The 24,401-nt window shown below is 35.4% G+C and carries 23 protein-coding genes, 7 tRNA genes and 1 other RNA gene; 13 read left to right on the top strand and 18 right to left on the bottom strand.

Features of this window, described 5'->3' with window-relative positions; translation table 11 throughout:
- The first annotated feature begins 27 nt into the window (after positions 1–27).
- A complete protein-coding gene (locus tag ACGHIN_RS07780) occupies positions 28–1,320 on the top strand; it encodes an aldehyde dehydrogenase family protein (RefSeq protein ID WP_390452312.1) in 1,293 nt (430 codons plus the stop codon).
- A 121-nt stretch (positions 1,321–1,441) separates the two neighbouring features.
- Here ACGHIN_RS07780 and pyk read toward each other — a convergent pair whose 3' ends face one another.
- From pyk to ACGHIN_RS07730, 10 genes are all read right to left on the bottom strand, one after another.
- Positions 1,442–2,887: a pyruvate kinase gene (pyk, locus tag ACGHIN_RS07775; RefSeq protein WP_390452311.1), complete on the bottom strand. Its 1,446-nt coding sequence runs from the start codon at positions 2,885–2,887 to the stop codon at positions 1,442–1,444.
- Positions 2,880–3,353 carry an IPExxxVDY family protein gene (locus ACGHIN_RS07770; protein ID WP_390452310.1) on the bottom strand — a complete coding sequence of 158 codons (474 nt, stop codon included), beginning with the start codon at positions 3,351–3,353 and terminating at the stop codon, positions 2,880–2,882. The genes pyk and ACGHIN_RS07770 overlap by 8 nt, the downstream gene beginning before the upstream one ends.
- Positions 3,331–4,092, bottom strand: a complete 762-nt coding sequence (gene rnc / locus ACGHIN_RS07765) for a ribonuclease III (RefSeq protein ID WP_390452308.1) — start codon at positions 4,090–4,092, stop codon at positions 3,331–3,333. Before rnc ends, ACGHIN_RS07770 begins: the two co-directional genes overlap by 23 nt.
- 9 nt (positions 4,093–4,101) lie before the next feature.
- Positions 4,102–5,346: a beta-ketoacyl-ACP synthase II gene (gene fabF, locus ACGHIN_RS07760; RefSeq protein ID WP_390452306.1), complete on the bottom strand. Its 1,245-nt coding sequence runs from the start codon at positions 5,344–5,346 to the stop codon at positions 4,102–4,104.
- Positions 5,347–5,380: 34 nt separating this feature from the next.
- Entirely contained in the window at positions 5,381–5,620 is a 240-nt protein-coding gene (locus tag ACGHIN_RS07755; RefSeq protein WP_002976354.1) for an acyl carrier protein, read from the bottom strand.
- Positions 5,621–5,862: 242 nt separating this feature from the next.
- Positions 5,863–6,030: a hypothetical protein gene (locus tag ACGHIN_RS07750; protein WP_390452299.1), complete on the bottom strand. Its 168-nt coding sequence runs from the start codon at positions 6,028–6,030 to the stop codon at positions 5,863–5,865.
- A 1,145-nt stretch (positions 6,031–7,175) separates the two neighbouring features.
- Positions 7,176–7,511 (bottom strand): hypothetical protein, encoded by a 336-nt coding sequence (locus ACGHIN_RS07745; protein WP_390452298.1) that lies wholly within the window; start codon positions 7,509–7,511, stop codon positions 7,176–7,178.
- Positions 7,512–7,514: 3 nt separating this feature from the next.
- Positions 7,515–9,797: a phage tail family protein gene (locus tag ACGHIN_RS07740; RefSeq protein WP_390452296.1), complete on the bottom strand. Its 2,283-nt coding sequence runs from the start codon at positions 9,795–9,797 to the stop codon at positions 7,515–7,517.
- Positions 9,798–10,241: 444 nt separating this feature from the next.
- Positions 10,242–10,643: a transfer-messenger RNA gene (gene ssrA, locus ACGHIN_RS07735) on the bottom strand.
- Between the two features lie 86 nt (positions 10,644–10,729).
- A complete protein-coding gene (locus ACGHIN_RS07730; RefSeq protein WP_390452295.1) occupies positions 10,730–13,867 on the bottom strand; it encodes a T9SS type B sorting domain-containing protein in 3,138 nt (1,045 codons plus the stop codon).
- Between the two features lie 319 nt (positions 13,868–14,186).
- On the opposite strand from ACGHIN_RS07730, the gene rpsU reads away from it, so the two are divergent.
- From rpsU to ACGHIN_RS07670, 12 genes are all read left to right on the top strand, one after another.
- Positions 14,187–14,384: a 30S ribosomal protein S21 gene (gene rpsU, locus ACGHIN_RS07725; protein ID WP_007846872.1), complete on the top strand. Its 198-nt coding sequence runs from the start codon at positions 14,187–14,189 to the stop codon at positions 14,382–14,384.
- 82 nt (positions 14,385–14,466) lie between these two features.
- Positions 14,467–15,354 (top strand): tyrosine-type recombinase/integrase, encoded by an 888-nt coding sequence (locus tag ACGHIN_RS07720; protein ID WP_390452292.1) that lies wholly within the window; start codon positions 14,467–14,469, stop codon positions 15,352–15,354.
- Positions 15,351–15,641 (top strand): HPF/RaiA family ribosome-associated protein, encoded by a 291-nt coding sequence (locus ACGHIN_RS07715; RefSeq protein WP_390452290.1) that lies wholly within the window; start codon positions 15,351–15,353, stop codon positions 15,639–15,641. The genes ACGHIN_RS07720 and ACGHIN_RS07715 overlap by 4 nt, the downstream gene beginning before the upstream one ends.
- A 107-nt stretch (positions 15,642–15,748) precedes the next feature.
- A tRNA-Thr gene (locus tag ACGHIN_RS07710) sits at positions 15,749–15,822 on the top strand.
- Between the two features lie 19 nt (positions 15,823–15,841).
- Positions 15,842–15,922, top strand: a tRNA-Tyr gene (locus tag ACGHIN_RS07705).
- Positions 15,923–16,007: 85 nt separating this feature from the next.
- A tRNA-Gly gene (locus tag ACGHIN_RS07700) sits at positions 16,008–16,080 on the top strand.
- Positions 16,081–16,169: 89 nt separating this feature from the next.
- Positions 16,170–16,243 (top strand) — tRNA-Thr (locus ACGHIN_RS07695).
- A 19-nt stretch (positions 16,244–16,262) separates the two neighbouring features.
- Positions 16,263–16,343: transfer RNA gene (locus ACGHIN_RS07690), tRNA-Tyr, on the top strand.
- 86 nt (positions 16,344–16,429) lie between these two features.
- Positions 16,430–16,502 (top strand) — tRNA-Gly (locus ACGHIN_RS07685).
- Positions 16,503–16,543: 41 nt separating this feature from the next.
- Positions 16,544–16,615, top strand: a tRNA-Thr gene (locus ACGHIN_RS07680).
- Positions 16,616–16,724: 109 nt separating this feature from the next.
- A complete protein-coding gene (locus tag ACGHIN_RS07675) occupies positions 16,725–17,975 on the top strand; it encodes a hypothetical protein (protein ID WP_390452288.1) in 1,251 nt (416 codons plus the stop codon).
- A complete protein-coding gene (locus ACGHIN_RS07670; RefSeq protein WP_390452287.1) occupies positions 17,972–18,199 on the top strand; it encodes a hypothetical protein in 228 nt (75 codons plus the stop codon). The genes ACGHIN_RS07675 and ACGHIN_RS07670 overlap by 4 nt, the downstream gene beginning before the upstream one ends.
- 94 nt (positions 18,200–18,293) lie before the next feature.
- Here the strand turns inward: ACGHIN_RS07670 and ACGHIN_RS07665 are convergent, their stop codons facing one another.
- From ACGHIN_RS07665 to ACGHIN_RS07630, 8 genes are all read right to left on the bottom strand, one after another.
- The gene (locus ACGHIN_RS07665; protein WP_390452285.1) at positions 18,294–19,085 is read right to left on the bottom strand and encodes a GLPGLI family protein; all 792 of its coding nucleotides are present in this window, start codon (positions 19,083–19,085) and stop codon (positions 18,294–18,296) included.
- 15 nt (positions 19,086–19,100) lie between these two features.
- On the bottom strand, positions 19,101–19,430 hold the full coding sequence (locus ACGHIN_RS07660) for a hypothetical protein (protein WP_390452284.1): 330 nt from the start codon (positions 19,428–19,430) through the stop codon (positions 19,101–19,103).
- A gap of 67 nt (positions 19,431–19,497) precedes the next feature.
- Positions 19,498–19,728, bottom strand: a complete 231-nt coding sequence (locus ACGHIN_RS07655) for a hypothetical protein (RefSeq protein ID WP_390452282.1) — start codon at positions 19,726–19,728, stop codon at positions 19,498–19,500.
- 274 nt (positions 19,729–20,002) lie between these two features.
- Positions 20,003–20,551 carry a glycoside hydrolase family 19 protein gene (locus ACGHIN_RS07650; protein WP_390452281.1) on the bottom strand — a complete coding sequence of 183 codons (549 nt, stop codon included), beginning with the start codon at positions 20,549–20,551 and terminating at the stop codon, positions 20,003–20,005.
- Positions 20,552–20,567: 16 nt separating this feature from the next.
- Positions 20,568–20,855 carry a ubiquitination-like system serine protease family protein gene (locus ACGHIN_RS07645; protein ID WP_390452280.1) on the bottom strand — a complete coding sequence of 96 codons (288 nt, stop codon included), beginning with the start codon at positions 20,853–20,855 and terminating at the stop codon, positions 20,568–20,570.
- Positions 20,852–21,427 (bottom strand): hypothetical protein, encoded by a 576-nt coding sequence (locus tag ACGHIN_RS07640; protein ID WP_390452279.1) that lies wholly within the window; start codon positions 21,425–21,427, stop codon positions 20,852–20,854. The genes ACGHIN_RS07645 and ACGHIN_RS07640 overlap by 4 nt, the downstream gene beginning before the upstream one ends.
- Positions 21,378–21,881: a phage holin family protein gene (locus ACGHIN_RS07635; protein WP_390452278.1), complete on the bottom strand. Its 504-nt coding sequence runs from the start codon at positions 21,879–21,881 to the stop codon at positions 21,378–21,380. The genes ACGHIN_RS07640 and ACGHIN_RS07635 overlap by 50 nt, the downstream gene beginning before the upstream one ends.
- A 16-nt stretch (positions 21,882–21,897) precedes the next feature.
- Positions 21,898–24,258: a GDSL-type esterase/lipase family protein gene (locus tag ACGHIN_RS07630; RefSeq protein WP_390452276.1), complete on the bottom strand. Its 2,361-nt coding sequence runs from the start codon at positions 24,256–24,258 to the stop codon at positions 21,898–21,900.
- Positions 24,259–24,401 lie beyond the last annotated feature (143 nt).

Raw genomic sequence — 24,401 nt, 5'->3', positions numbered from 1 at the left:
CAAGAAGCATACCTATTATTATTGAACATGGAACAATCAATTGAAAATAAACTCATTAAAGCAGATCAAGCTTTTTCAACATGGAAAAAAGTAGCGTTTGTTGAAAGACAGCGATTAATCGCTAAAGCTGCTGAAATTTTAAAATCCCATTCACAAAAATTTGGGGAAATTATCACTACGGAAATGAATAAGCCCATTTCCCAGTCCGTAGCGGAAGTGGAGAAATGTGCTCTAATGATGAATTATTATGCTAATGCAGAAAATATCTTACAACCCGAAAAGATAGATTCCGAATATACTTTCTCGGAAGTTCATTACATTCCGAAAGGAGTAATTCTGGGAGTAATGCCATGGAATTTCCCTTTCTGGCAAGTACTGAGATTTGCTGTACCTGCCATTTTATCCGGAAACACAGTTGTTTTGAAGCACGCTTCCATCTGTTTCGGAAGCGGAAATGCTATTGAAAGAGTATTTGAAGAAGCCGGTTTTCCAGAGGGTGTTTTTCAAAATCTGGAAGTTGGCCATAAAGAAGTAAAGGAAATTCTGGAACATGAGGTTATCAAAGGAGTGAGCTTAACAGGAAGTGGGAGAGCCGGTGGGGAAGTGGCTTCCATTGCAGGGATGAACATCAAAAAATCCGTACTGGAATTAGGCGGAAGCGATGCTTTTATTGTTTTGGATGATGCTGATTTGGATGAAGCCGCGAAAGTAGGAGCTTTGGCAAGACTTCAGAATTGCGGACAAACCTGTGTGGCTGCCAAACGATTCATTATTGATGAAAAGATTGAAGCTGAATTCCTTCCGAAATTCATAGAGGAATATAAAAAATATGCCCCAAGTGATCCCCTGGATAAAGAAACCAAATTGAGCGGAATGGCAAGGCCTGATTTAGCGGATGATCTGGAAGACCAGTTTAAAAGAGCGTTAGAAAATGGTGCAGAAATTATTATTCCGTTGGAAAGGGTTTCTGACATTGAATTCAAACCTGGTTTAATAAGAGTGAAAGAAGGAAATCCGATTTTACAGGAAGAATTGTTTGGTCCTCTTGGAATGGTGATGGTGGCTAAAAATGACGAAGAAGCATTGCAGATAGCCAATGATATCCCTTTTGGACTTTCAAACTCTGTATGGACTAAAAATAAGGACCGTCAGCAATTTTTCATTGAAGGGTTGGAGTCAGGAACTGTAAATATCAACAGAATGACAAGCTCTGATCCACGTTTTCCTTTCGGGGGAACCAAAGTTTCAGGCTATGGAACTGAACTTTCTTTGATCGCTTTAAAAGAGTTTGTAACGCCTAAAACAATTGTAGGAAACTAACTTTATAAAATGTAAAATGCATTAATGATTTTTCACTAAATTATAAAATAAAACCTCGCGGAAACTTCTGCGAGGCTTTTTATTTCTAAGCAAATTTGCTTCTTTATTTTCTTTACTCCTATTAAACCGTAGTTAATCTCAATGTATTCGTTTTTCCGCCTTCATATGATGGAGTTGCATTAATGTTGATCACAAAGTCTCCAGCCTCAATATATCCGTAATTATGCGTTAACATATTAACCTGGATAATGGTTTCATCGGTAGGTTTCTTCATATCGTAATAATAAGCGTGAACACCCCAAAGAAGGTTCAGCATGGTAATAACTCTTTTGTTACCGCTGTACACGATAATATGAGAGTTAGGTCTGTGTGCAGCAAGCTGGAAAGCCGTATATCCGGAATGAGTCAAAGTAACGATTGCAGAAACATTCGTTGTTTTTGCAATTCTTACGGCTGCTAAACAAACTCTATTGGTAATGAATCTGTCATCAATACAGTTATAATCCTTTTCAATAGGCTCATTTTTGTGCTGGTAAAAGTGTGTCATTTCGATGTTTTTCACAATTTTAGCCATATTTTCCACTACCTGAACCGGATATCTTCCCACGGAAGTTTCTCCTGAAAGCATTACCGCATCCGCACCATCCAATACGGAATTGGCAACGTCGTTTACTTCCGCTCTTGTCGGTGTTAAGCTGTTGATCATCGTTTCCATCATCTGGGTAGCAATGATAACCGGTTTTGAATAGAATCTTGCTTTCTCCACTAATGTTTTCTGAATAGCAGGAACCTCTTCCATCGGAACTTCTACTCCTAAGTCACCACGGGCAACCATTAATCCGTCACATTCCAATAGGATCTGATCGATATTTTTCACACCTTCTGGCTTTTCAATCTTCGCAATGATCGGAGTTTTGAATTTACCGTTCGGGTGGTTTTTAATAAGCTCTTTTAAATCGATGATATCTTGTGCATGACGAACAAAAGAAAGTGCGATCCAGTCTACTTCCATATCAAGCATGAAATTAGCATCCTGAATATCTTTCTCCGTCAAAGCAGGAAGAGAAACGTTCGTGTTAGGTAAGTTAACCCCTTTTTTAGAGCTTAAAGGCCCCCCTTGAATGGTTTTGGCTCTTACCGTATCTTTTCCGTTTGTTTCAATAACTTCCAATACCAGCTTTCCGTCATCAATAAGGATTCTTTCACCTTCTTTAACGTCCTGAGGAAACTGCTGATACGTCATATATACTTTGGTGGAATCTCCTTCCATTTTCTCATTCGTAAACGTAAGAACGTCTCCCGGGTTAAGGTAAGAACCTTCCTTTACAACACCTACTCTTAATTTCGGACCCTGTAAATCTCCCAAAATACCTACAGAGAACCCATATTCCCTATTTAGTTCTCTGATGATATCAATATTTTTTCGAACTAAGTCGTAATCTGCGTGTGAAAAATTTATTCTGAAAATGTCAACACCTGCCTTCATTAGTCCCAACATAACTTCCTTAGATGATGAAGCCGGCCCAAGCGTTGCGATAATTTTTGTCTTCTTTAAATACTTATTCATAATATTGGATAATTTGATAAAGCTCTTCATCAGAACTTAAAGTGTAATCCTGAATAGGAAACACAAGATTTTCAGGGAGCAAAATTACGGAAAAATCAGGAAATTGTTCCGAACTATGCAAAATATATTCTACTTCTACCTGATTATTTAATAAAAATTTAATGTTTTCTTCTTCTGAGAAGAGTTCAGTCTGTTGTTTTTTTTGTTTACTTTCGGAAGATTTATTGGAAATAAAAGTAAAACAGGTCTTGGTAAATTTATGATATGCCTCGAATCTCGGGAAATGATAGTCATAGTAAGACCCATGAAAGACGAGATCTTTTATTCTTGAAAAAGTAAGATCATTGCTCTTGTTGATCTTGTAAAAAAACTCATGATCGGGTATAGTTTTCACCAATCTTACCAATCCAATGGTAATATCTTCGAATTCTATCTCATCAATGTCATAAAGTTTTTGGATTTCCAAGTATATTTTCTTTTTTGTTTAAAATATAAAATGCTCTCTGTGCTGCTTTTTCCTCTGCTTTCTTTTTGGACGTTTCCGTAGCGTTGGCAATTTTTTCTTCTTCCAGCCAAACATGACACCTGAATACAATTGCTTTGTTTACCTGAACTTCCTCACAAGTCTCATACTTGATGTTCACCTTTTTCTTCTGGCTCCATTCCAGCAGCAGGCCTTTGTAGCTTACGATTTTATTTTCAAGCTTGTTAATCTCAGTAGGCGTCAAGAGTCTTTCCAATATGATTCTTTTGCAGGTATCATATTGAAAATCCAGATAAACAGCGCCAATTAAAGCCTCAAATAAATTTCCTGAGATATTTTCACTTAAAACTACCGAGCTTTGTTTTTGTAACAGATCGGTAAGTTTCAAATCATCTCCCAATTTATTGAGATTCTTTCTGTTAACAATTTTAGATTTCATTTGCGTCAAATATCCTTCATTAGCCTGAGGATAGGTCTGAAACAAATGGCAGGAAATAACGGTCCCCAAAACAGAGTCTCCCAAAAATTCAAGTCTTTCGTAGTTGCTTTCTTGATTTTTAGAAGAATTTTTAAGAGAGAAGGCTTCCCGATAAAGGTTAATATTTTGAACCTCAGTACCTAACATCATATTGAGCTGGGTGCTAAGGAAATAGTCTCTCTCCGTTAATTTTCTTTTTCTGTGTTTGAGAAGGAATTTAGAAAAGTATTTCTGTAACTCCATTCAGTAAATTTAGATTTTCTTAAACAGAACGCAGGCATTATGCCCACCAAATCCAAAAGTATTACTCATGGCTACTTTTACATCTTTTTTCACAGCGTCATTAAAGGTGAAATTAAGTCTGCTGTCAATATTTTCATCATCAGTAAAGTGATTAATGGTAGGAGGAACAATACCATGAATAATAGTTCCTAACGCAGCAATAGCTTCAATCACTCCGGCAGCACCCAAAAGGTGACCCGTCATTGATTTTGTAGAATTGATCTGAATGTCGTAAGCGTGCTCGCCTAATAATCTTGAGATCGCGTTAGATTCTGCAATGTCTCCTAATGGAGTAGATGTACCGTGCATATTGATATGATCTACTTCATCAGCAGTTAACCCTGCGTCTTCCAAGCAATTCTTCATTACTAAATAAGCTCCTAAACCTTCAGGATGAGGTGCCGTCATGTGATGTGCATCCGCACTCATACCGCCACCCTTTAATTCTGCATAGATTGTAGCCCCACGTTTTACCGCGTGCTCGTATTCTTCAAGAATGATACATCCCGAACCTTCCCCTAATACAAATCCGTCTCTGTCTTTGTCAAAAGGTCTGGAAGCTGTTTTCGGATCATCATTTCTTGTAGAAAGTGCCATCATTGCATTAAATCCACCAACACCACTTGCTGTAACGGCAGCTTCAGAGCCCCCGCAAACAATTACGTCTGCTTTTCCTAACTGGATCAGCATTTTGGAATCTATAATAGCATTAGCAGAAGAGGCACATGCAGATACAGTAGTATAATTTGGACCATGGAAACCATATTCTATAGAAATATGCCCCGGTGTGATGTCCGCAATCATTTTAGGAATAAAGAAAGGGTTGAATCTCGGAATGTCCGTATTGGCCCATCCTAATACTTCAGTTTCGAATGTTTCCAAACCTCCGATACCTGATCCCCAGATTACTCCGACTCTGTTTTTATCTACATTGTCTTCTATGATTCTTGAATGGGCAACCGCTTCTTTTGCAGCTACCAACCCAAGTTGGGTATTTCGATCCATCTTCTTTGCCTCTTTTTTATCAAAGTACTGCAATGGATCAAAGCCCTTCACTTCACAAGCGAATTTTGTTTTAAAGTTTGTGGCATCAAAAAGAGTAATCGGAGCTGCACCGCTCTCACCTTTAACAAGATTTTCCCAGTATTCTTTTGCATTATTTCCAATCGGTGTTATTGCGCCAAAACCGGTTACAACTACTCTTTTTAATTCCATAAACTTTGTTTAATTTCTTTTTTGTTGAAGAATATTATTTATTTACTACTTCCTCGATATAAGCGATAGCGTGTCCTACAGTAGTAATTTTTTCAGCTTGATCATCAGGGATTTGAATGTTGAATTCCTTTTCAAATTCCATGATTAATTCAACTGTATCTAGTGAATCAGCTCCTAAATCGTTAGTGAAGCTAGCTTCAGGAGTTACTTCTGTTTCTTCAACGTCAAGCTTATCAGCGATGATAGCTTTTACTCTTGATGCAATGTCTGACATAGTAAATTATTTTTTTAATTGTTAGATGGTGCAAATATATAAAATTCTTTACGATAAAACATTTTTTTAGTCTTTTTTGTCTCAAAGGAAGGGGGATTTTGTTTTAGGATAATTTATTGGTTTAATTTTCAGATGGTTATATTTTGATGATGTAGCCCTTATATAAAAACATAAAAGGATCGTTTCTGAGCTATGATTTGATGTAGTTGCCAAAATGAGTAATGTTTAAGTGGGAAAATATTTTACCTTAAAGCATTATCTGCAATATCTATAGGACGAGCCCGAGTGAACATACCTCCAAATTGCTCTAATTGTGTAATGTTTCCGTTAAAATCATACCATACCCATTCATCATATGCACCTGTATTAATTAATGTATTATTAGGTTTAGAGTAGATGGCACCAGACATTCTATCAAGTTTATCATACGAATAAGTATATCTTCTTAGCACTCCATCATTAAAAGTTGCCCAGTCAATTTGAGAGATATTCCCATTGTATTTTTTATTGGAATTTGAAGTATAAGAGGGTTTTCATATTTAAGTTCTAATCCAAATAGTTTACCATTAAAACTAGAAGAATTATTAGGGTTATTGATTGATGTTAGCCACCCCCTAATATTGTAAATATAATCAACGGACTGTATAAGTGTTCCGGTAGTGTTCCCTGTTTTTTTATTAATAAGTTCACCATCTGGAATAGATGAAATGGTTGAAGGTAATTTATTTAACAAAGAAACCAAAAGAGGAGAAAAAGGAGTTTATACTAAATGGAAATTGGTATCATCGCGTGATTGCAGAAGAAGTTTTGCAACTATCTCTCCAACTGGGTAAATAGAATGTTAATGGAGTACCACTAATGACACAGATTTGTTATTTACTACCTTGCCTTACTTTTGTTGAGATTTCTCCATTATCATGAATCTTATAATAAATGAAACTATTAAAACTATGTTGTAAGTATATAGGATGACCATTTTCATCATTGATTATAAGTCCGGCTAACTGATTTTTCCCAGTCTACTTCTCCAAAAAATACAGATACGTTCCAATAATCAATTTTTTCCCATTCATATAGAAATCTTCGTTTTCTCGAATAATCATTTTTTCTTTAGTATACAAAATCTGTCTTTTCTAAAACATCTTTAGCAATTTGTTCAATTTGTTCTTTTGTATGTTTCATTTTCTATTCTAACATAAATTTTATAACAGTACTGGCAAGAAGTGTTTTTCCATCGTTTAAACAAAGAATAGTAATTTTTGTTGTCTGAGGGAATGAACCAATAAAATAGGTAGAAAAGCTCCTCTGCTTTTTCCAAAATCTTCTTCTCCCCATAGAAATGAAACCTGCCAAATATTTTGATTTCTTTCTTATTATGTCCCGAAAAAATAATCCTCATTTAGTTCTGTACATTTTATTTGATTTTCGTCATCATAACCAAATCCAGAATTATTTAGAATTTTTTAGATAAATCAAGTATTTGTTTTTCAGTATTTTTCATAAGCACAAGATACGTAAAAAAGACCGTGTTTAAACAGTCTCTCTGTTCTTTTTGTTATTTAATAGGAGCAAATGTATAATTTCCATCATCATCTAATTTAGCTTTTCGTGGAAGTGGTCTTCCGCAAGACATATCAGCATAACTTACAATTTCACCATTATCATCATTAATTATAATTACAATAACACTATATTCTTCTTTATCAGGAAATTGGTCTTCTTGCACATATACAACAACTCTCCAAGCATTTCTAATTTTTTTCTCAGAAAACAATGGTGTTACATTTTTTTCTTCGTCAATCTTAAAAGGCATATGATCAAAATACGGTCTTTTAACATCTTTTAAAAGTTTTTTTATCATTTGTTCTATTTCTACTTTTGTATGTTTCATAATTTATAATTTTTTTAATATTTCATCTAAATTCCAGTTTTCAAAATCTTTTAGATCTAAGTGGTCTTTACCCAAAACTTTTTGCAGACTTTCTTTCCAATGGGGATAATCTCTAAAATTATCATTCAAAGTATTCAAATCATTCATAATATCAGCCGTTTCCCATTTGCCAATCTTTTGTGCATTTTGCTTTAAAATTTCTCCTAATACATTAGCTTCATCTAACCATCTTGGTATTTTCTTATAAAGCTCTGCCATTTCAGGGAATTTTTTAACCATTTTATACCATAATTTCATGTGAATTAGCTCGTGCTGTAAGGTATATGCTGTTACTTCTACTGGAATACCTAATTTATTTGCTCCTCTAAAAAAATAAATTGCAGGTCCTTCTAAAACTATTTCATATCTACCATTTTTAAATGTACTTTTATGGAATACGGCAAATATAGGATTATCATACCATTTCTTATATAGTTCTGCAAATTCTTCGCTCTCCCTATCTATCCAGTGGAGTTTGGTTTCAAAATGTTTCTCTATTTGTTGAGCTATTTTAAGAAACTCTTCTTTAGAAAGGACACCTTTACTATTAACTATAAGTTTTTTAAATATATCCCTAAAAAGCTCTTCTGTTTCGTCATATATTTGGTTTCCTCCCCCAAATATAGCATCAATTTTCTTTCTAATCCATTCAGCAACCTTGCCACTTTTTATAGCTTCCAGCATTTCTAAAAACTCCTTTTCCAACCATTTGTAAAGGTCTTGTGCAGAATTAGCAATTTTACCCCCTAAATTTTTAGAAAGCTGTATTCCCTTCGCACCTAATTGTTCTGCTTTAGCAGCCATTCTGCTGATTTTTGCAGACAAGTCAGCTACTAAAGAGCTTCCCCCTGTAAAATATGCAATAATAGCATCTAAGATAAGTTCAAACGCAACAGCACCAATGAAATACGCCCAAAAATACTGATTATAATCTTTTATCGAAGCAAACTTCTTTTTCAGTCCATCAATTACTTTTGAGAGTTCTTTCCATATCTTCCCCTCACTGAACAGGCTTTTAATACCTGAAAGAAATTCTTTAGAATTTTTAGCAAATAAATCTACAAAATCTTCTATGAACTCCAATTTTTCCTGATGTTTAGCTAATTCTAACGGACTCATTTTCTCCATTTCCAAAAAAGGAATATTGTCTGTAACCATTGCTAACAGCATAATAACTGTTTGAGCCAAAGAAATGAGACCATTTAGCAAACCACAAAGAAAAGCATTGATTTTAGCAACCTCCTGATTTATTTTCTCTCCGATAATTGCACTAACCCCCGAAAAAACTTCCAATACTTTCTTAAAGAATGTTTTGAGCTTGTTATAGACATTTTTAATACTTTCGGGGATATTGTCTTCAATGAAATTTTTTAAATAGAAAACAACAGCAAAGAAAATATCATCTGTGATATTAGGGGTTGCTTTAACTACAGTTGTGACTATGGCTAAAGAAACCTCTTCAAAATAATTTGCAAATTCTTTAAATTTACTAAATCCTGCTGCTGCAATTTCAGAAGCATTTTGCATAGCCTTGTATTCTCTGGCAGAAATAGGTACAGGAATAATCGGTTTATATTTCACCTCCTCTTTTGCAAAACCTCCTGTTCCTATTTTGTTTTGATAGGTATTGTACATCGGGTTTACATAATACTTGATGTAGTCGTAGTTTTCCTCAGTGAACTTCCATTTCTCAATGGTTTCTATACCTCCTTTCATCCAGTCTGCTAACTGGTTGTTTAATGAGAATACTTTTTTGTAGACTTCATTTAGTTTGCTTTGTTCGGCAATTTCCAAATAAATTGCCCCCTTTAAAAGAGTTTCATTTATCTTTTTCTCTTTTGCTAATACCTTTACAAGATTGTCGAAGCCATTTACAGTATAGTCATAAACCAATCCTCTAAAATTTATGTTTTGGTCTATACTGTAAATTCTGTTAAAGAAGTCTTTGGCTTCTTTCCCCATTTTTACTCGACAGGCAGTACCAAAAAAATTACTTTTTTCAGGGGCATCTTCTTCATAAAATACTTTAAATTCTTTGTCATTTACCTCATCTTTTTGATACCTGTCAAACACCTCAACACCACTTTCACACAATATGAAAGTGTATTTTATGCCTTCTGTTTCTTTGGTTTCAGGAATCTTGTCGAAATCTTCAGGAGGCACTACAAAGGTTTCAAAAAAAACACTGTTTTTTCCATAAGGACTATCCAGATTTCTACTCAGGACATACTCTGATCTTTGCATCATAACTTTAAGTTTTAATTGTTATGAGCCAAATGTAGATGTGAGCAGCGACAAAACTTGACGGGTTAAAAATTATTTTTGAAAAATTCTCTGCATTTAAGAGAACAGGGTCAGTACCCAAAACGCACCCCTCATCATCAAAAGGAAATTGACTTTTAAAATCATAGTAGGGTATCTTCGATTTGTATTTTTGAAATAGATTTTTCAACTTTTTTCTTTTCTCTCTGGTTGATGTGATATTATCTATAGCCGTTTGTTGAGTGTGTATATGATTTTATTGTTCTTTTGATATAGTGATGTTCTGTAAGTAGGTTGATAAATGGTTACAGAGGATTTTTATTTGTCAGGTGAATGCATAGAGAACATATTGTAAAGTTTGAAGAAAAAAGTAAATTGTTGGCTAAATGTTGTTTAAAAACAAAATAAACCACTGGTTATCAGTGGTTTTAGTGGAGTTGGAGGGATTCGAACCCTCGTCCAAACAAGCAATACATAAGCTTTCTACATGCTTATTCTACTATTGGTTTTCGACGGGAAGCAGAGAGCAGACACCCAACTTCCAGCTTATCTTCTAAAATTTTCGAGTTTTAGCCGAAGCATCTAAAACCTTATTTCCGCATTCCTATATCTCAGGACCAAACGCCGCAGAACAGAGCATTTGTGAGATATCTTGCTTCCCTACTAAAATCTTCGGGAAAACGCTTGATCTACTATACTTCGATATTAAGCTGCAAGAGCGAACTCTTCGTTGCCAGTTAAAATGTTGTAGCAAGGGATTATAGAGATCGCGCTACGGTTCTCTGCATGCTTACTTACCCATTGACCTTGCTGTCGAAACCAGTCAACCCCATGAATAAGGAATGCAAAAATAAAGCTTTTTGTTTAAATATAATTAATATATCTATAGCTTTTTTAAATATCAATTATCGTAAGTTTTATTCCCTATTCTTAAGTAATATCCAACCGGATAATTCAATCGGTCTTTTGCTAATTTCATCCATCCAGGATAAACTATACCAATAGGTATCCGTAGGTAAAGGTCTGCCAATATACTTTCCATCCCAGATCGGATTTTTTGAGTTCACCTGGAAAACTACCTTGCCATATTTATCAAAGATGTTTCCTTTAAAGTTTCCGAATTTGCTGATCACTCCGAAATCAATAACGTCATTGATACCGTCACTGTTAGGTGTGATCGTATTGGTCATTAAAAAAGTATAATATTCCGTGTGCGTATCACACAAAACTCCTCTTTTTCTTACCCTAATAGAATACGGTGTGTTTTTAAGCACATTGGTAAAAATATGAGACGACTGCCATGTAACACCACCATCAATGGAATATTCCAAAGGTTCGTTGGCAATATTTTTTACGTTAATTGTTAAGGTATGATCCTGATAAGTGATGCTCGTTATTTCAGGAGTCTTAATATAAGAAACTATGGCAGTAAGAATTTTTGAACAAGAACCATTGTTGATGGTTACGGTATATGTCCCTGGTACAGAGGTAGTAATTGTCTGTGTTGTTGCTCCCGTACTCCAGCTGTAAGAATAATTAGGGCCTGCGCCGGCATTCAGGGTGGCCTTATCTCCCGGACATATTTCTACGTTCGGTAATGATGCTGTTATTTCAGGAACTACGTTAATAGTAATTGAAGCACTGGCTGAAGCAGGGCAGCCATTGGCACCTGTTCCGGTTACAGTATATGTTGTGGTCGCAGCAGGAGAAACGGTTTGGGTATTTCCGCTACCAGGTAGGCTTGTCCATGTATAAGTGGCAGCTCCCGATGCTGTAAGGACAACAGAATCTCCTTTACAGATATTAATAGAAGAAGCACTTAGGGTGATCGTTGGAGGAGTGATATTTTTAACTACAGTTACGGAGCTTTGTTTGGTACAGCCTAATGAGCTCGTGATGGTAAGGGTATAAGTACCTCCGTTATTAACTACCGGTGTTAAAGTATTGGCTCCCGAAACAATATTTCCTCCTCCGGAAGCAGTCCACAAGAAAGTGGATCCGGGTGGATATACAGATCCCGAAGCGTTGAGAGTAACCTGGGTATTGGTACAGGTGATCTCAGCAGGAGTGGCAATATTTACAGTAATGATAGGATCCATCGTTACAGTAACCGAGCTTTGATACTGACATCCTAAAGGAGTTGTTACGGTCACCGTATAAGTTCCGGCTGCTGTTATCGTGTTTGTAGCTCCTGTAGCTCCATTAGACCAGGAAAACGTATTTCCGGTACCCGTTGCTGTAGCTGTTAATGTGGTTGAAGATCCCCCGCAGAATGTTAAATTTCCTGAGATTTGCACATTGGGATTAGGGGTATTGGCAATGGTAACTGAAACCGGATCACTTGTGCACAATCCGTTATTATTGGTTAAAGTATACGTTCCGGCAGAATTTACAGTAATACTTTGAGTAGTCTGTCCGGTGGACCAGGTATTTCCCGTTGCAAAATTCGAAGTCAGAGTTATGTTTCCGTTATTGCAGATAACATTGGCGGAAGCGGTAATTACAGGGACAGGTTTTTGATTTACGGTTAATTGGAGGTTTGCAATCTTGGAACATGTCGTTGATTTTACCCGGACATAAATAATAGTGTTTCCGGAAACGTAGGCTGTTGGGGTAGCAATAGTATTGGCATTTCCGGCAATAGCATCTGCCAGATTGAGATAATAATCGAAAGTTACTCCTGAAGTAATGCTGAGGCTGTTTTGTGCTGATGTAAGATCAAAAGTGGCGGTTGAGGTATCCGAACATAAACTTAAACTTGCGTTTTGTACTACAGGAACAACACCTTGTGTAACGGTCACAGATTTTTGATAGGTACAATTTGCTGGAGTTTTGACAGTTACCGTATAAGTTCCCGAGGTGGAAACTGAAATAGTGTTTCCTGTAGTTCCCGTAGACCATGTGTAAATATTTCCTGTGCCAATAGAAGTGGCAGTTAACTGTGTTGGAGTATCACATAATAAAAGATTACCTGTAATTTGTACATTCGGGTCCGTATCCGCAGTAATGGTTACTGAAGCTTGCGGGCTTGTGCAATTTCCATTAGTGCTTATAAGGGTATAGGTTCCCGGTGCAGTTACAATAATGGATGGAGTGGTGGCTCCTGTTGACCAGGTATTGCCTGTCGCATAGTTTGATGTTAAAGTAATGCTTCCACCAGGACATAATGTAGTTGTTGAAGCAGTGATGGATGCTGTTAAGGCATTAATTTTAAAAATAAATGAGCCGGTCTGTTTACAGGAATTAAGACTGCTGCCCGGATTATTCGGATCATTATAATTGATATTATAATAATAGGTAGATCCGGGAGTTACAATGGTAGGACCTGTAATGGGGTTGCTCCCCGTAGCAGCATCGTTGGCATTATTGAAATAAGTGACTGTGAAATTTGTATTTCCGTTTAATATTCCGGGAGATAAAGTAGTAAAGTTATAAGGAGTATTGCTGTCACAGATTGATATTTCTCTTGGCGAATTAGGAGTGGGTCCTGCAACTCCGGGCGGAATAAAGGGATTCGGTGCAATGGTAGTATTCGAAAAAGGAGATACAAATGTAGCTGTTCCTCCCCAGGTTAAATTGAAAGTATAAACAGTGCTGGACCAGTTGTCTATATATAAATAATAGGTTTGTCCGGCAATGACATCCATATACTTACAGTAAGGTGATGTAGGCCCGCCTGCGGAAGTTGTATTGGTATTGGTCATATTCATTCCTGTGCTGCCAAGATCTCCTGACGCATTGCATCTGATAGGGAAGCCTCGATTTGAACATGTCACATTGGGTCCGTAAATTGCCCAGTCATAATCAACAGGACCTGTAGGGATAAGGTTGAAGGTAAGAGTGCCGCTGGTAGCAATTGTAAATTTGTACCATACGGAATGGTGTTCACCGGAAGATAAACAGCCTCCTAGGCTTTCATAGGTATTGCCAATTCCTGCAGGAGTATAATTGATATTGGAATTTCCACATACGGTAATAGCTGAAATACAGTCCTCCTGTGCAGAAAGTGAAACATAAAAAATGGATAATAAAGAAAATAATAGTTTTTTTATCATATCCGGTTATCGTTTTTATTAAAGCTTATGAAAGTACAGAACTACAATGAAAAACACAGGTCTTTTAGCCGGAAGTACCTATCGAAATGGAGAAAAGATGTTTTCATTTGTTTGATTTTTAGTTTTTTGCAAATCTAACTAAATATTTGTTATGAAAGCTAATTAATTGATTGTAATATGATTGAATGATTGGTGGATTTTTGAATTTTTTATAATTTTTGAACAGGAAAAAGATATGATTTTATAAAAATAAACAGATGTGAATTTTGCAGATTAATAAAAAATGTATACTTTTGCAATCCAAAATGAGATGTAAAATATGTTAATAATTCCTGTAAAAGATGGAGAATCCATCGATAGAGCGTTAAAAAAATATAAAAGAAAATTTGATAAAACTGGAACAGTTCGTCAATTAAGAGCTAGACAACAGTTTATTAAGCCTTCTGTAACTTTAAGACAAGCTAGATTGAAAGCTGCTCACAAACAAAGAGCACTTAGCAAAGAAGAGCAGGCTTAAGATATTTTCTTAAACACATACTAAATTCACTTCTTAAATTCTTATATTTGAGAAGTGAATTTTTTGTTTATACTCTAAATATATGTTAGATAAATTTTTAGAATATTTACAGTTCGAGAAGAGGTATTCTCCTCATACCATTACAAGCTACAAAAAAGACCTTGAAGATTTCTCATATTTCTATCTTAAAACAGAATCTTCTGAAGATATTTCCAGGGCAGATAAAAAAGTGATAAGGAATTTCATTGTAGAACTCAGTGAAAATGGCATTTCCAAAAGAAGCATCAATAGAAAGCTTTCTTCACTTCGCAGTTTCTATCTTTTCCTCCTGAAGATAGGAGAAATCAGTGTTTCTCCAACGGAAAGCATCTCTTCCCTGAAATTTTATCCGGAAAAGCAGATTCCCATGTCTGAAGATGAAATGCAGAAACTTAATGACCATGTTTTTGAAGAAATGCATGACATCTTGGAAAAATGTATTATGGAAGTGCTGTATCAGACAGGGATGCGGAAGGCCGAACTTTGTGGTCTGATATTTGAGAATGTAAACATAACGGGAAAAGAACTGAAAGTTATAGGAAAAGGAAATAAGGAAAGATTTATTCCGATCTCCGGAGATCTGGCCAACTTGTTAACGGATTATATGAAAATAAGAAATCCTCAACATGAATACCAATCCTGTTTTTTTGTGAATAAGAAGGGTAAAAAACTCACCGAAAAATTTGTTTATGTGGTAGTTAATAAGTACCTTAGTCTTATAACTTCTAAACAAAAAAGAAGTCCCCATATTCTGAGACACAGCTTTGCGACACACGTTTTGGACAACGGGGCTGAGATCTCAAAAGTAAAGAAAATATTAGGGCATTCCAGTCTTGCCAGTACTCAAGTCTATACGAATGCTAACATCGAACAATTGAAAAAAGTGTTTAATCAGGCTCATCCAAGAGCCTCAAAAAAAGAAGAATTATGAAGATCACAGTACAATCAATTGGTTTAACTCCTCACGAACCATTAGAATCTCACATTGACAAAAAAGTAAACAAACTTGAGACCTTTTATGACAAAATTCAGGAATGTAAAATCTTCTTGAAAGTGGAAAATAATACAGATAAAGCAAATAAAACTGCCGAGATCATTTTGGCGGTTCCGGGAGACGACATCGTCGTAAAGAAAACAACCACAACTTTTGAAGAAAGTTTAGACCTTTGTGTTGATACTGCTAAAAAGCTATTAATCAAGAAAAAAGAAATGGCTTAGGAAAAAAGTTAGAAAAAAGTTATTAAAAAATTTGAGAATTCAAAAAATCCGTTCTATATTTGCACTCGCAAAAAGGAACAGTGATCTTTTGAATTCTTTTTTTAAATGCCTCCATAGCTCAGTTGGCCAGAGCACGTGATTTGTAATCTCGGGGTCGTGGGTTCGAATCCCTCTGGAGGCTCATTTTAATATAAACATGAGGGGAGATTCCAGAGTGGCTAAATGGGACTGACTGTAACTCAGTTGCTTCGGCTTCGTAGGTTCGAATCCTGCTCTCCCCACATTTTATATTGAAAATAAACTTGCAGATTTAAAAGCTTTTCTTTAAGTTTGCACAGCGTTACCAATAGTTTTGGAAACAAAATTGCGGAAGTAGCTCAGTTGGTAGAGCGTCAGCCTTCCAAGCTGAATGTCGCGGGTTCGACCCCCGTCTTCCGCTCAATAAATCACCCAATAGGCGTGATTTTTTTTTACACCTGATACAGCGTAGGGTAGAGTTTCCCTGAGTGCTTTCAGTCCTTTAAAATTGCCTCCATAGCTCAGTTGGCCAGAGCACGTGATTTGTAATCTCGGGGTCGTGGGTTCGAATCCCTCTGGAGGCTCATTTTTAATATAACATGAGGGGAGATTCCAGAGTGGCTAAATGGGACTGACTGTAACTCAGTTGCTTCGGCTTCGTAGGTTCGAATCCTGCTCTCCCCACATTTATATTACAAAAGAAAACTTGCAGATTTAAAAGGTTTTTTATAAGTTTGCACAGCGTTACCAATAATTTTGGAAACAAAATTGCGGAAGTAGCTCAGTTGGTAGAGCGTCAGCCTTCCAAGCTGAATGTCGCGGGTTCGACCCCCGTCTTCCGCTCAACAGAAATCACGCAGCTTAGTGTGATTTTTTTGTTTGACGCCGACTTAGCTCAGCGGTAGAGTGCTTCCTTGGTAAGGAAGAGGTCACGGGTTCAAGTCCCGTAGTTGGCTCTAAGTGAAAAACCTTTCCTACATTGGGTTTTTCTCTGATTTTATTCAGCTTTAACAAAGGTAGATTTTGTTTGATGTCAACATTAACGTCAACATTAAATCTACCAAAATGAGAAAACGAAACACTGAGTTAGTAAAACTCACGAACGGATGCAAGAGAACCGGAGTATACTTTTCTCCAAAGGATTGCATGAATTTTACTTCAAAATCGAAGTTTAGAAATGAATGGTTTGTAGAATGCAGATTTTATGATCCAAATTTTAAAGAAAGATATCCTGACGGATTTCAATACAGGAAAAAATTCACAAAAGAAAACCTACGCGAACTAAAAGTATACGCTGAGGTTTACAAAGAGGAAATGGAGCATAAGCTCGATGTATTAAATTACAATCCAATCACTAAAAAATTCATGAATGAATATAAGAGTGAATTGAATCCGGATCTGAAATTTATGGAGGCTCTTTGGAGGGTCCGAAATAAAATAATCTTTTCTGATGATTACATCTCCTTTTCAAGACAAGTTTTAAATCTTATAGAACAAGTGATACCAAAACTTGAATATGAAAATCTTAGAATAATAGAAACAAAGACCTTACATCTTAAAAATATTTTGGAAAGTATTTTTACAACGGAATCTGTTTATAACAAACAAAGAAGCTGTCTAAAAACTTTATTCGATGAGCTTTTACAATATGGATGTGTAGAATATAATCCAATAACATCTTTGAAGAAAAAAATTGAGGTTCCGGAAGTGCGAGAATTGCTTGATGAAAGAAAAGTACATATTGTTTTACAGTATCTTCATGATAGATATCCAACTTTTTATCGATACACAAATATTTTTAGGTATTCAGCAGCTAGATCCACAGAGCTTTTTAGAGTACAAAAAAAATATGTTGATATAAATAATCAGGAGTATCATGTGCTAATTAAAAAAAGAAAGGGATATGAATGGGTAACCAAGGTTATAATTCCGGCTGCAATACCATATTGGAGACAAATACTTTTAGAGTGTGAAAGTGAAGATGATTATTTATTTTCAAAAGGTTTAAAACCGGGAAAAACTCCAATAAGTTCAAAGCAAATTCAAAGAAGATGGAGAAATAATATAAAACGTGCTGAGGATATTATAGATCCTATCACAAAAGAACGTATAATAGTCACTGAAGATTTTTATTCTTGGAAACATTTATTCCTTGATAAACTAGATCAGCTTCAGAATAAGCCAGAAACGCCAATAATTCCGATTAATTTAGCGCAGGGGATGGCTAGTCACTTATCGCCTGAAACAACAAAAAAATACACCGTTGGAAAGGATGACAGAAACAAAGAGTATTTAAAGAAAATTTCAATTTCATGAAACCAAAGATTCGATTCTTTTACGAAATCAATGAGGAAAAATATTATATACTCTATAATATTAACTTGTCTTATGTGCTATTTAGAGTAGACAATGTTAACCCACTGATGTTCTCTGAGGTTAATTCCTGGGGAGCATTCGATAATAAGCTCGGAAAGAAAATAATAAAAGAAATAGAGGAATTTGCTGAAAAGGAGTTTAAAAAACTTCAAGATGGATTCTAAAAAGTTTGTGTTTATATAGGTTTCAGTTTTATAAAGCAAAAACACCTGGACGGACCAGGTGTTTTTTTTACTAATAACCATGAATTACAATAAATTAATCTATGTAATTATTAAATCTTTTGACATTACTGTTAATTCTTGAAACATCTGAAGGTCGTACAGAAAGTCCTGTTTGATTCATAAAGGTTACCGAAGGATTATCTATAAAATTTTGTCTTGCCTTGTGATAGATTTCATATTTAGTTGAAGCTGCATCTTTCATGAGAATTAATGGTTTTGCAACTTTTTTAAAACTTACCATAGAAAAGCTTATATAGTCATTGGTATCGTAAACTTCCAATACCAAACCCGGTAAGCCTTTAAAAACGTAGGGACCGTTAGGAATGGGAACAGTTTCCGTAAACCAAGCAATGTAATTCCTTCCTTTATATTTTCCAATAGCTTTTTTACATAAATATGTAGCCACTGTTTTAGTATCACTTTCAATTTTCCATTCGATAGGATCTTCTAATGGATAAGAAAAGCGGTTTTTCAATAGTTCTTTATAAATAATTTGTCTTCCACCTTCAGAAAAAACTTCCGATTTAAAGTTAACACCGGGAACAGTTCGCATATCCAATATGACTTTACCATCTACAGGATTTTCAAAACTTTTTTTCCCAACTGCCATTGCTATCGAATCTCGGATTGCTTTTTTTGTGCTTTTGAACAAAGATTTATCGCCTTTTATTAGTAAAGATACGTTTTCCTCCATTACATTGTTTTTAGACGTTGTATCAGGGTACATTTTAACCTTGTAAATTACCTCATACTCGGAATTAAGCTGTTCTGATTGAGCGTAAATAATACCGCTTACTAATAAAAAAAAGAATATGTAAAACCGCATTTCGTTAAATTTTAATTAGTTTCCGCCGGGACCACTACCAGTTCCTGCGCCACAAGTAAACTCTGTTAATAGTTGTGAATTGCGAATTGAATCAGATACAGCTTGTTCGTAAGTGGCAGTGCCGGAGCCTTCACCCCAACATACAGTGTCTGTTACAACTTCGTCAGTACACCAAACTAACATACCAACCTGCATACACTGCATTGCTGCTTCAGCTTCTTTAGAGTCAATTTCTTTTACGGCTTCTTTTTTCTCAGTTTTTTTCTCGATAGTTTTAACTTCACCATCTTTAGCGCTTGCTAGTCCAGCTACACATATTGTAGCAACTAAAAGGATTTTTTTCATAGTAATTTAATTTTAAAATGTTAATAATTTGGTGATTGCAATCAGAAGCAAGTATACAAATAATTTTTTATTCACCTTTGCGGGAATCCGTAATTTCTAAAAGTTTTTTATTATATAAAATACATGCAAGATGAAAAAGAGTTTTTGCTTCGTTGTCCTCTTTGATTTGTTTCAATCTTTTTTCAACAGAGCTCAGACTATTAGGTGTAATATTCTGTTCCTTTAATTTATTTGCTATTTCCTGTTGTGTAAAACCTTCCTGAAGATATTTGATTATTAAATTCTCTATATTTTTCATACTCGAAAATTATATAGATGTTTAAATATAACATTACGGAAATCAGTAATCTAGAAAACTTTTATTACTGTATTTTTAATTTTAAAAAGAAAATATATGAAAGATTTTGTGAAAGATTTTATAAAAGGTTGTATGTTGTTTCAATGTAAGGACCGAGAAACAATTGCTATAGGAATTATAACCTGGATTTGTTTTCTTGGCATAGAGAAACCGCAATTTGATTCAATAAAAAATCCCGGAACTCGTCCGGGACAGATAAAAAACATCTCATTTTTTAATTTGTTAATATTCGCTCAAAAGTTTCTGCATAACTCGCAATGAGATCCTTTTTATCGGTCCCATTGATGCAACGCCTGGCTCCTTTGTAGTCTTTTACATTATTATTGATATAATGAGAGATTTTTTTCCCGGTAAAAGCTCCATTTTTAAATCCATCAACTAAAATTTTGAAGGCATATTTAGGAATCATTACCAGATCCGGATTCTCTACAAAATCTTCACCAATGTCTTCTGAGAATTTTTTATAATTCTCTTTCCAAGTGATTTGAACATAGCCACGGCCGTAATAAGGGAAATACCTAAGGTTTTTTCTTCGCCACTCTTCAGATAACCAATAAGCCTCTTTTATGGGCAAAAATGTTGCATCCGTTTCATGTAAAGTTGTAGCGAAAACATAAGCCCACTGTGGAATCGTAAATGTTTTCCATGTAGCATCAACAAAATCCAAGAAAACTGTAATAGCATCTACTTCGGTCTGATCCAATTTTTTATTAGAATCAAGACTATTTTTATACCCGTCAAAGAATTTTTTTCTATTAATCATAATCAAATTTTTAAATTTATGGAAGTTCAACCGTTTCTCCTGCCAATTCATGGTCACAATCAATGAGATATTGTATTTTCCCATCAGTAATGAATGAATGACACCTGCCATTTTTATGATTAGGATGGACTAATATTGATGGTCTTACTGTTGGTTTATCAAGGTTGCCATTAAAATCCCAAACTACGTTTCCCCATTTATCATTCGTATTAACGTAATGACTACATTTACATCCTGGACAATCGAACATATAATATCCGGTCATTAATTCATTATCTTGATTTATTGGTTCAACAAATTTCATTTCTTTCTGTATTTTTTAAAGTAAATAAATAGGGTAATCAATAGTAAAGCAAAAGCAGCAAGTCCCCCTATAAGTCCAAAGCTCCAAAATGTTCCGGTTCGGGTTACTGCTTCCCTGGATTTTTTCTTAACTCTTTGAACCCTTTCTTTTACATTATTTTCATTGACAATGGCTTCTGAAAATTCGTTCAGTTTTTCAATTAAAGATTCAGAAGAATTTTCCTTTTTAATCAGATCCGATTTTAAGTTTTTGGATCGGATCTGAACTTCTGCTTTTCCGGAAACTTTAATAGCTTGCAAAGTATCGCCGTTTTCAATGTTGTAGATTTCAAGTGGCTTATCAACTTCTGCTTTGCCCTTAATTTCAATTTCTGTTTGACTTTCTTTCGTTCTCTCAACATGAAAATTTTCCTTCTCAATATTCTTCTGCTGGGTTTTCGATTCATTTTTAATACTGTCTTTTTTTATTTGAGTTTTTAAAATTTCATTCGTGACCTCAGAAGTTTTGGAAACATTTTTAGTTTTACACCCCATCAATAGGAGAACCGTCATTATTATTATCGCTATTTTCATTTTCGGATTTTTTTACCTTTGTCATTAATTCTTGTAAAATATCTTCTCTTTTTTGAAGCATCTCCATAACTTGAATAAAAGAAGCCTGTACTTTTCTTCTTTGTTTATCTTCAGCTTTTTCTTGAACGGATTTAGCTTCCGTAAAAACGAGAATTACTGTTGCTAGGAGGGAAACAAACGGTATTGCGGAAAATGGAAATTCAAAAAAATAAGATATTGGAACTATCGCATCGAAAATGAAAGCATATAAGAGCATTCCGAAATAATGGTTAAATTTTTCGACTGATCTTCGATAACCTTCAGATCTTCTGGCTTCACCTATCTGTTTAGCCTTTCGGATACCAAAATAAAAATCTATTATCATTGCAATAATTACAGAACTCCAAAGAATCCCTATAACATATAATTTCAGGATAATAGCCTGGTAATCTTCTTTTAAAAATTCTAAAATCATAAATTATATTTAACCGTTATACTAATTCTGGAGTTATTATATCTGCCATGAAGGCGTATCCGTTGATATTCGGATGGATTCCATCAACCAAAAAGCTCACGTTGTTTTCTGCTGCTTTATCAAAGTCTATTAGTCTTGTTTTATATCGTTTCGCCAGCATGTGGACTGCGAGTACAAGATTGTCTCTTTTTTGCACTGTGTAGGCATTAGATACAGCCGTAATAGAAAAATCTAAAGGCATTGGTGTGGATAATACAGGATAATTTCCTGAATTAATCACCATTTCGATCATAGAACTCAGATTGGATATTGTGGTGGAAACCGGAAGTCCTACGCCCGCTGTCTGAGCATCGTTTATGGCTCCTTCCAGAATTACAACCTGTCCTGTTACCCCGGATAACAATGCGGGCAAATTGTTTTTCATTCCAGTCGTGTTTTGACCCGACACGCCACCATTCACAACCGTAATCGTTCGTCCGGTAAAACTTGTAAGAGTTGCTTGAATTTTTGCCCTCCATGTATTTGCTTCGGTAATACCTGATCCTCCATCAGAGCCAACTCCATTTGTAATGGATGTTCCGGAAGCTACAATCTTTGTAAATGTGTCCGGATATTGTAAAACACGTTCAGTCACATTTGACAAATTAAATTTGTTGCCAAGATTTAAAACAGGGTTTGTATCGTATTCAAAAGGGACAATTCCAACCAATTCTTCTTTGGTTCCATCAAACTGAGCTACCCTGATTTGGCAAAACAACTGTTCTTCATCGGCCGGTGCCCCCGGTCTGATATTTTGAGCTAAAACATAAGACAAATATGTCTTTCCCTTCTCTTCATAAATTTGAGGAGTCGCCACCTGATCGCAATTGAACGCATTGTAAAAGGCTAACTCATCGTTAATGTCTAAAACTTTCTTTTTGTTAACCCAATTGATAGGCGCCCCCGTATCAAAGCATTCAGCATAAAACAATGATGTCGGAGCTACTTTCGTAACATCGTCACCTGGTTGCGGGGCTTCGTGAGCCGCATGGTAAAAACACATCCAACGATCGTCATTTGATGATCTTAATAGTTCCGGTCCACCATACATTACACCTGAGGTAATTTCTAAAGAATTAAGAACTTGGACCATTTCCCAACCACTTTCAAAACTTAGTGATCGTACCAAATAGGATATCCAAACTCCATTTACTTTGCCTTCTACAATACCATAATAATAATTTCCTTTTTTATCTGGGAAAATAGATATGTTTGCCAGTTCTGGAATTGAACCACCTGGAATAAAATCACCTACATAAGTAAAATCGGAATAACCATCAGTACTTTTAAAGATTTTACCTCCGGCACTTGGGGCAGTGTAATCCATAGCTGCAAAGCAATACATGAATCCATCCTTTTCAACAAAGCAAGATCCCATTGCACGTGTAACTCCGGCTTTGTTTCTTAAACCTCCTATGATCGCGTCATTGGTATACTGTTTGAACCCGCCATCTGGACGTCCTGAAATAGCAACCGCAATTCCGGATTCAATAAAAACTGATGGCGTCGACCTTGCTACGGTATAGTATAAAAAATATTTTCCTTTAAAATACTTTATTGTTTGTTCCGCCGGAATTTTAAAATATGGGTTACCTTCCAGTAAATGGTTACTTATCTGGTAACCTTTTGCCGGAAACAATTTATCCTTAATACCTTTAAGATTGAAAGGGTTCTGATCTAAATTCCACTGAGTAACTCGCTCAAAAGATATATCTCTGTTCCAGAAAGCAATATTTCCAAATGATTTTCCATTCAATTTATTCAACACAAAATTGAACTGTGTAGCCTTTTTATTTTTATTAAGGAAACCAAATTTTTGGCCGTCTACGTAGACACTTAAAAAATAAGCATCGGCAACAACAACAAATTTTACTGTTTTATTTACATAACTAAAACTTGGAAGGGCATTTACCGTTCCATTAACATTAGCCGCCATAGTCCCACCTGCATAAATGACAATCGTTTCAGAGCCAATATTTAACGTAGCAATCGTTTCATTGGTGTAAGTTTGGGTAAAACTACAGGTAAATCCAAAAGAATAAGCATAATCACTATAAGCAAAATTCCCGGAAATAGCCGAGTTGGTTACAGTGATTTTATTATTTCCCAGTAAGTCTGTCTCATCCGGTAGATTAAAGGCTGAAACAACGCCGTAATCCACTTCTCTTAATTTAGGCTTTGATAAAGAATTTATGGCATTAAAGGCGTTTGTTCCAAGAGTCTCACCCGAATTGCCTGAAAGATCAGCTTTAACGATTTGCTCGAAAGTATTAACTTGTTCACCTTCAGAGTAAAGTTCTATTGCCAAATCACCATCGAAAACGGTGCCGTTATCCACAACATACTGACCTCCTGTACCATCTTGGAAATATAAACTAGCTGTAGATGTGGCAGTGTTAAAGCCTATGAAGTCTGTTGGTAAAATATCCAAATCAACTTCAAAATCATTCCATCCAGTGACTAAAGGAATATTAGAAGCAA

The sequence above is a fragment of the Chryseobacterium barbadense genome (assembly GCF_042849955.1).
In the GTDB taxonomy this organism is placed as follows: domain Bacteria; phylum Bacteroidota; class Bacteroidia; order Flavobacteriales; family Weeksellaceae; genus Chryseobacterium.
Note: the sequence above shows the minus strand (reverse complement) of the source record. Positions and strands in the feature narration are given on the sequence as shown.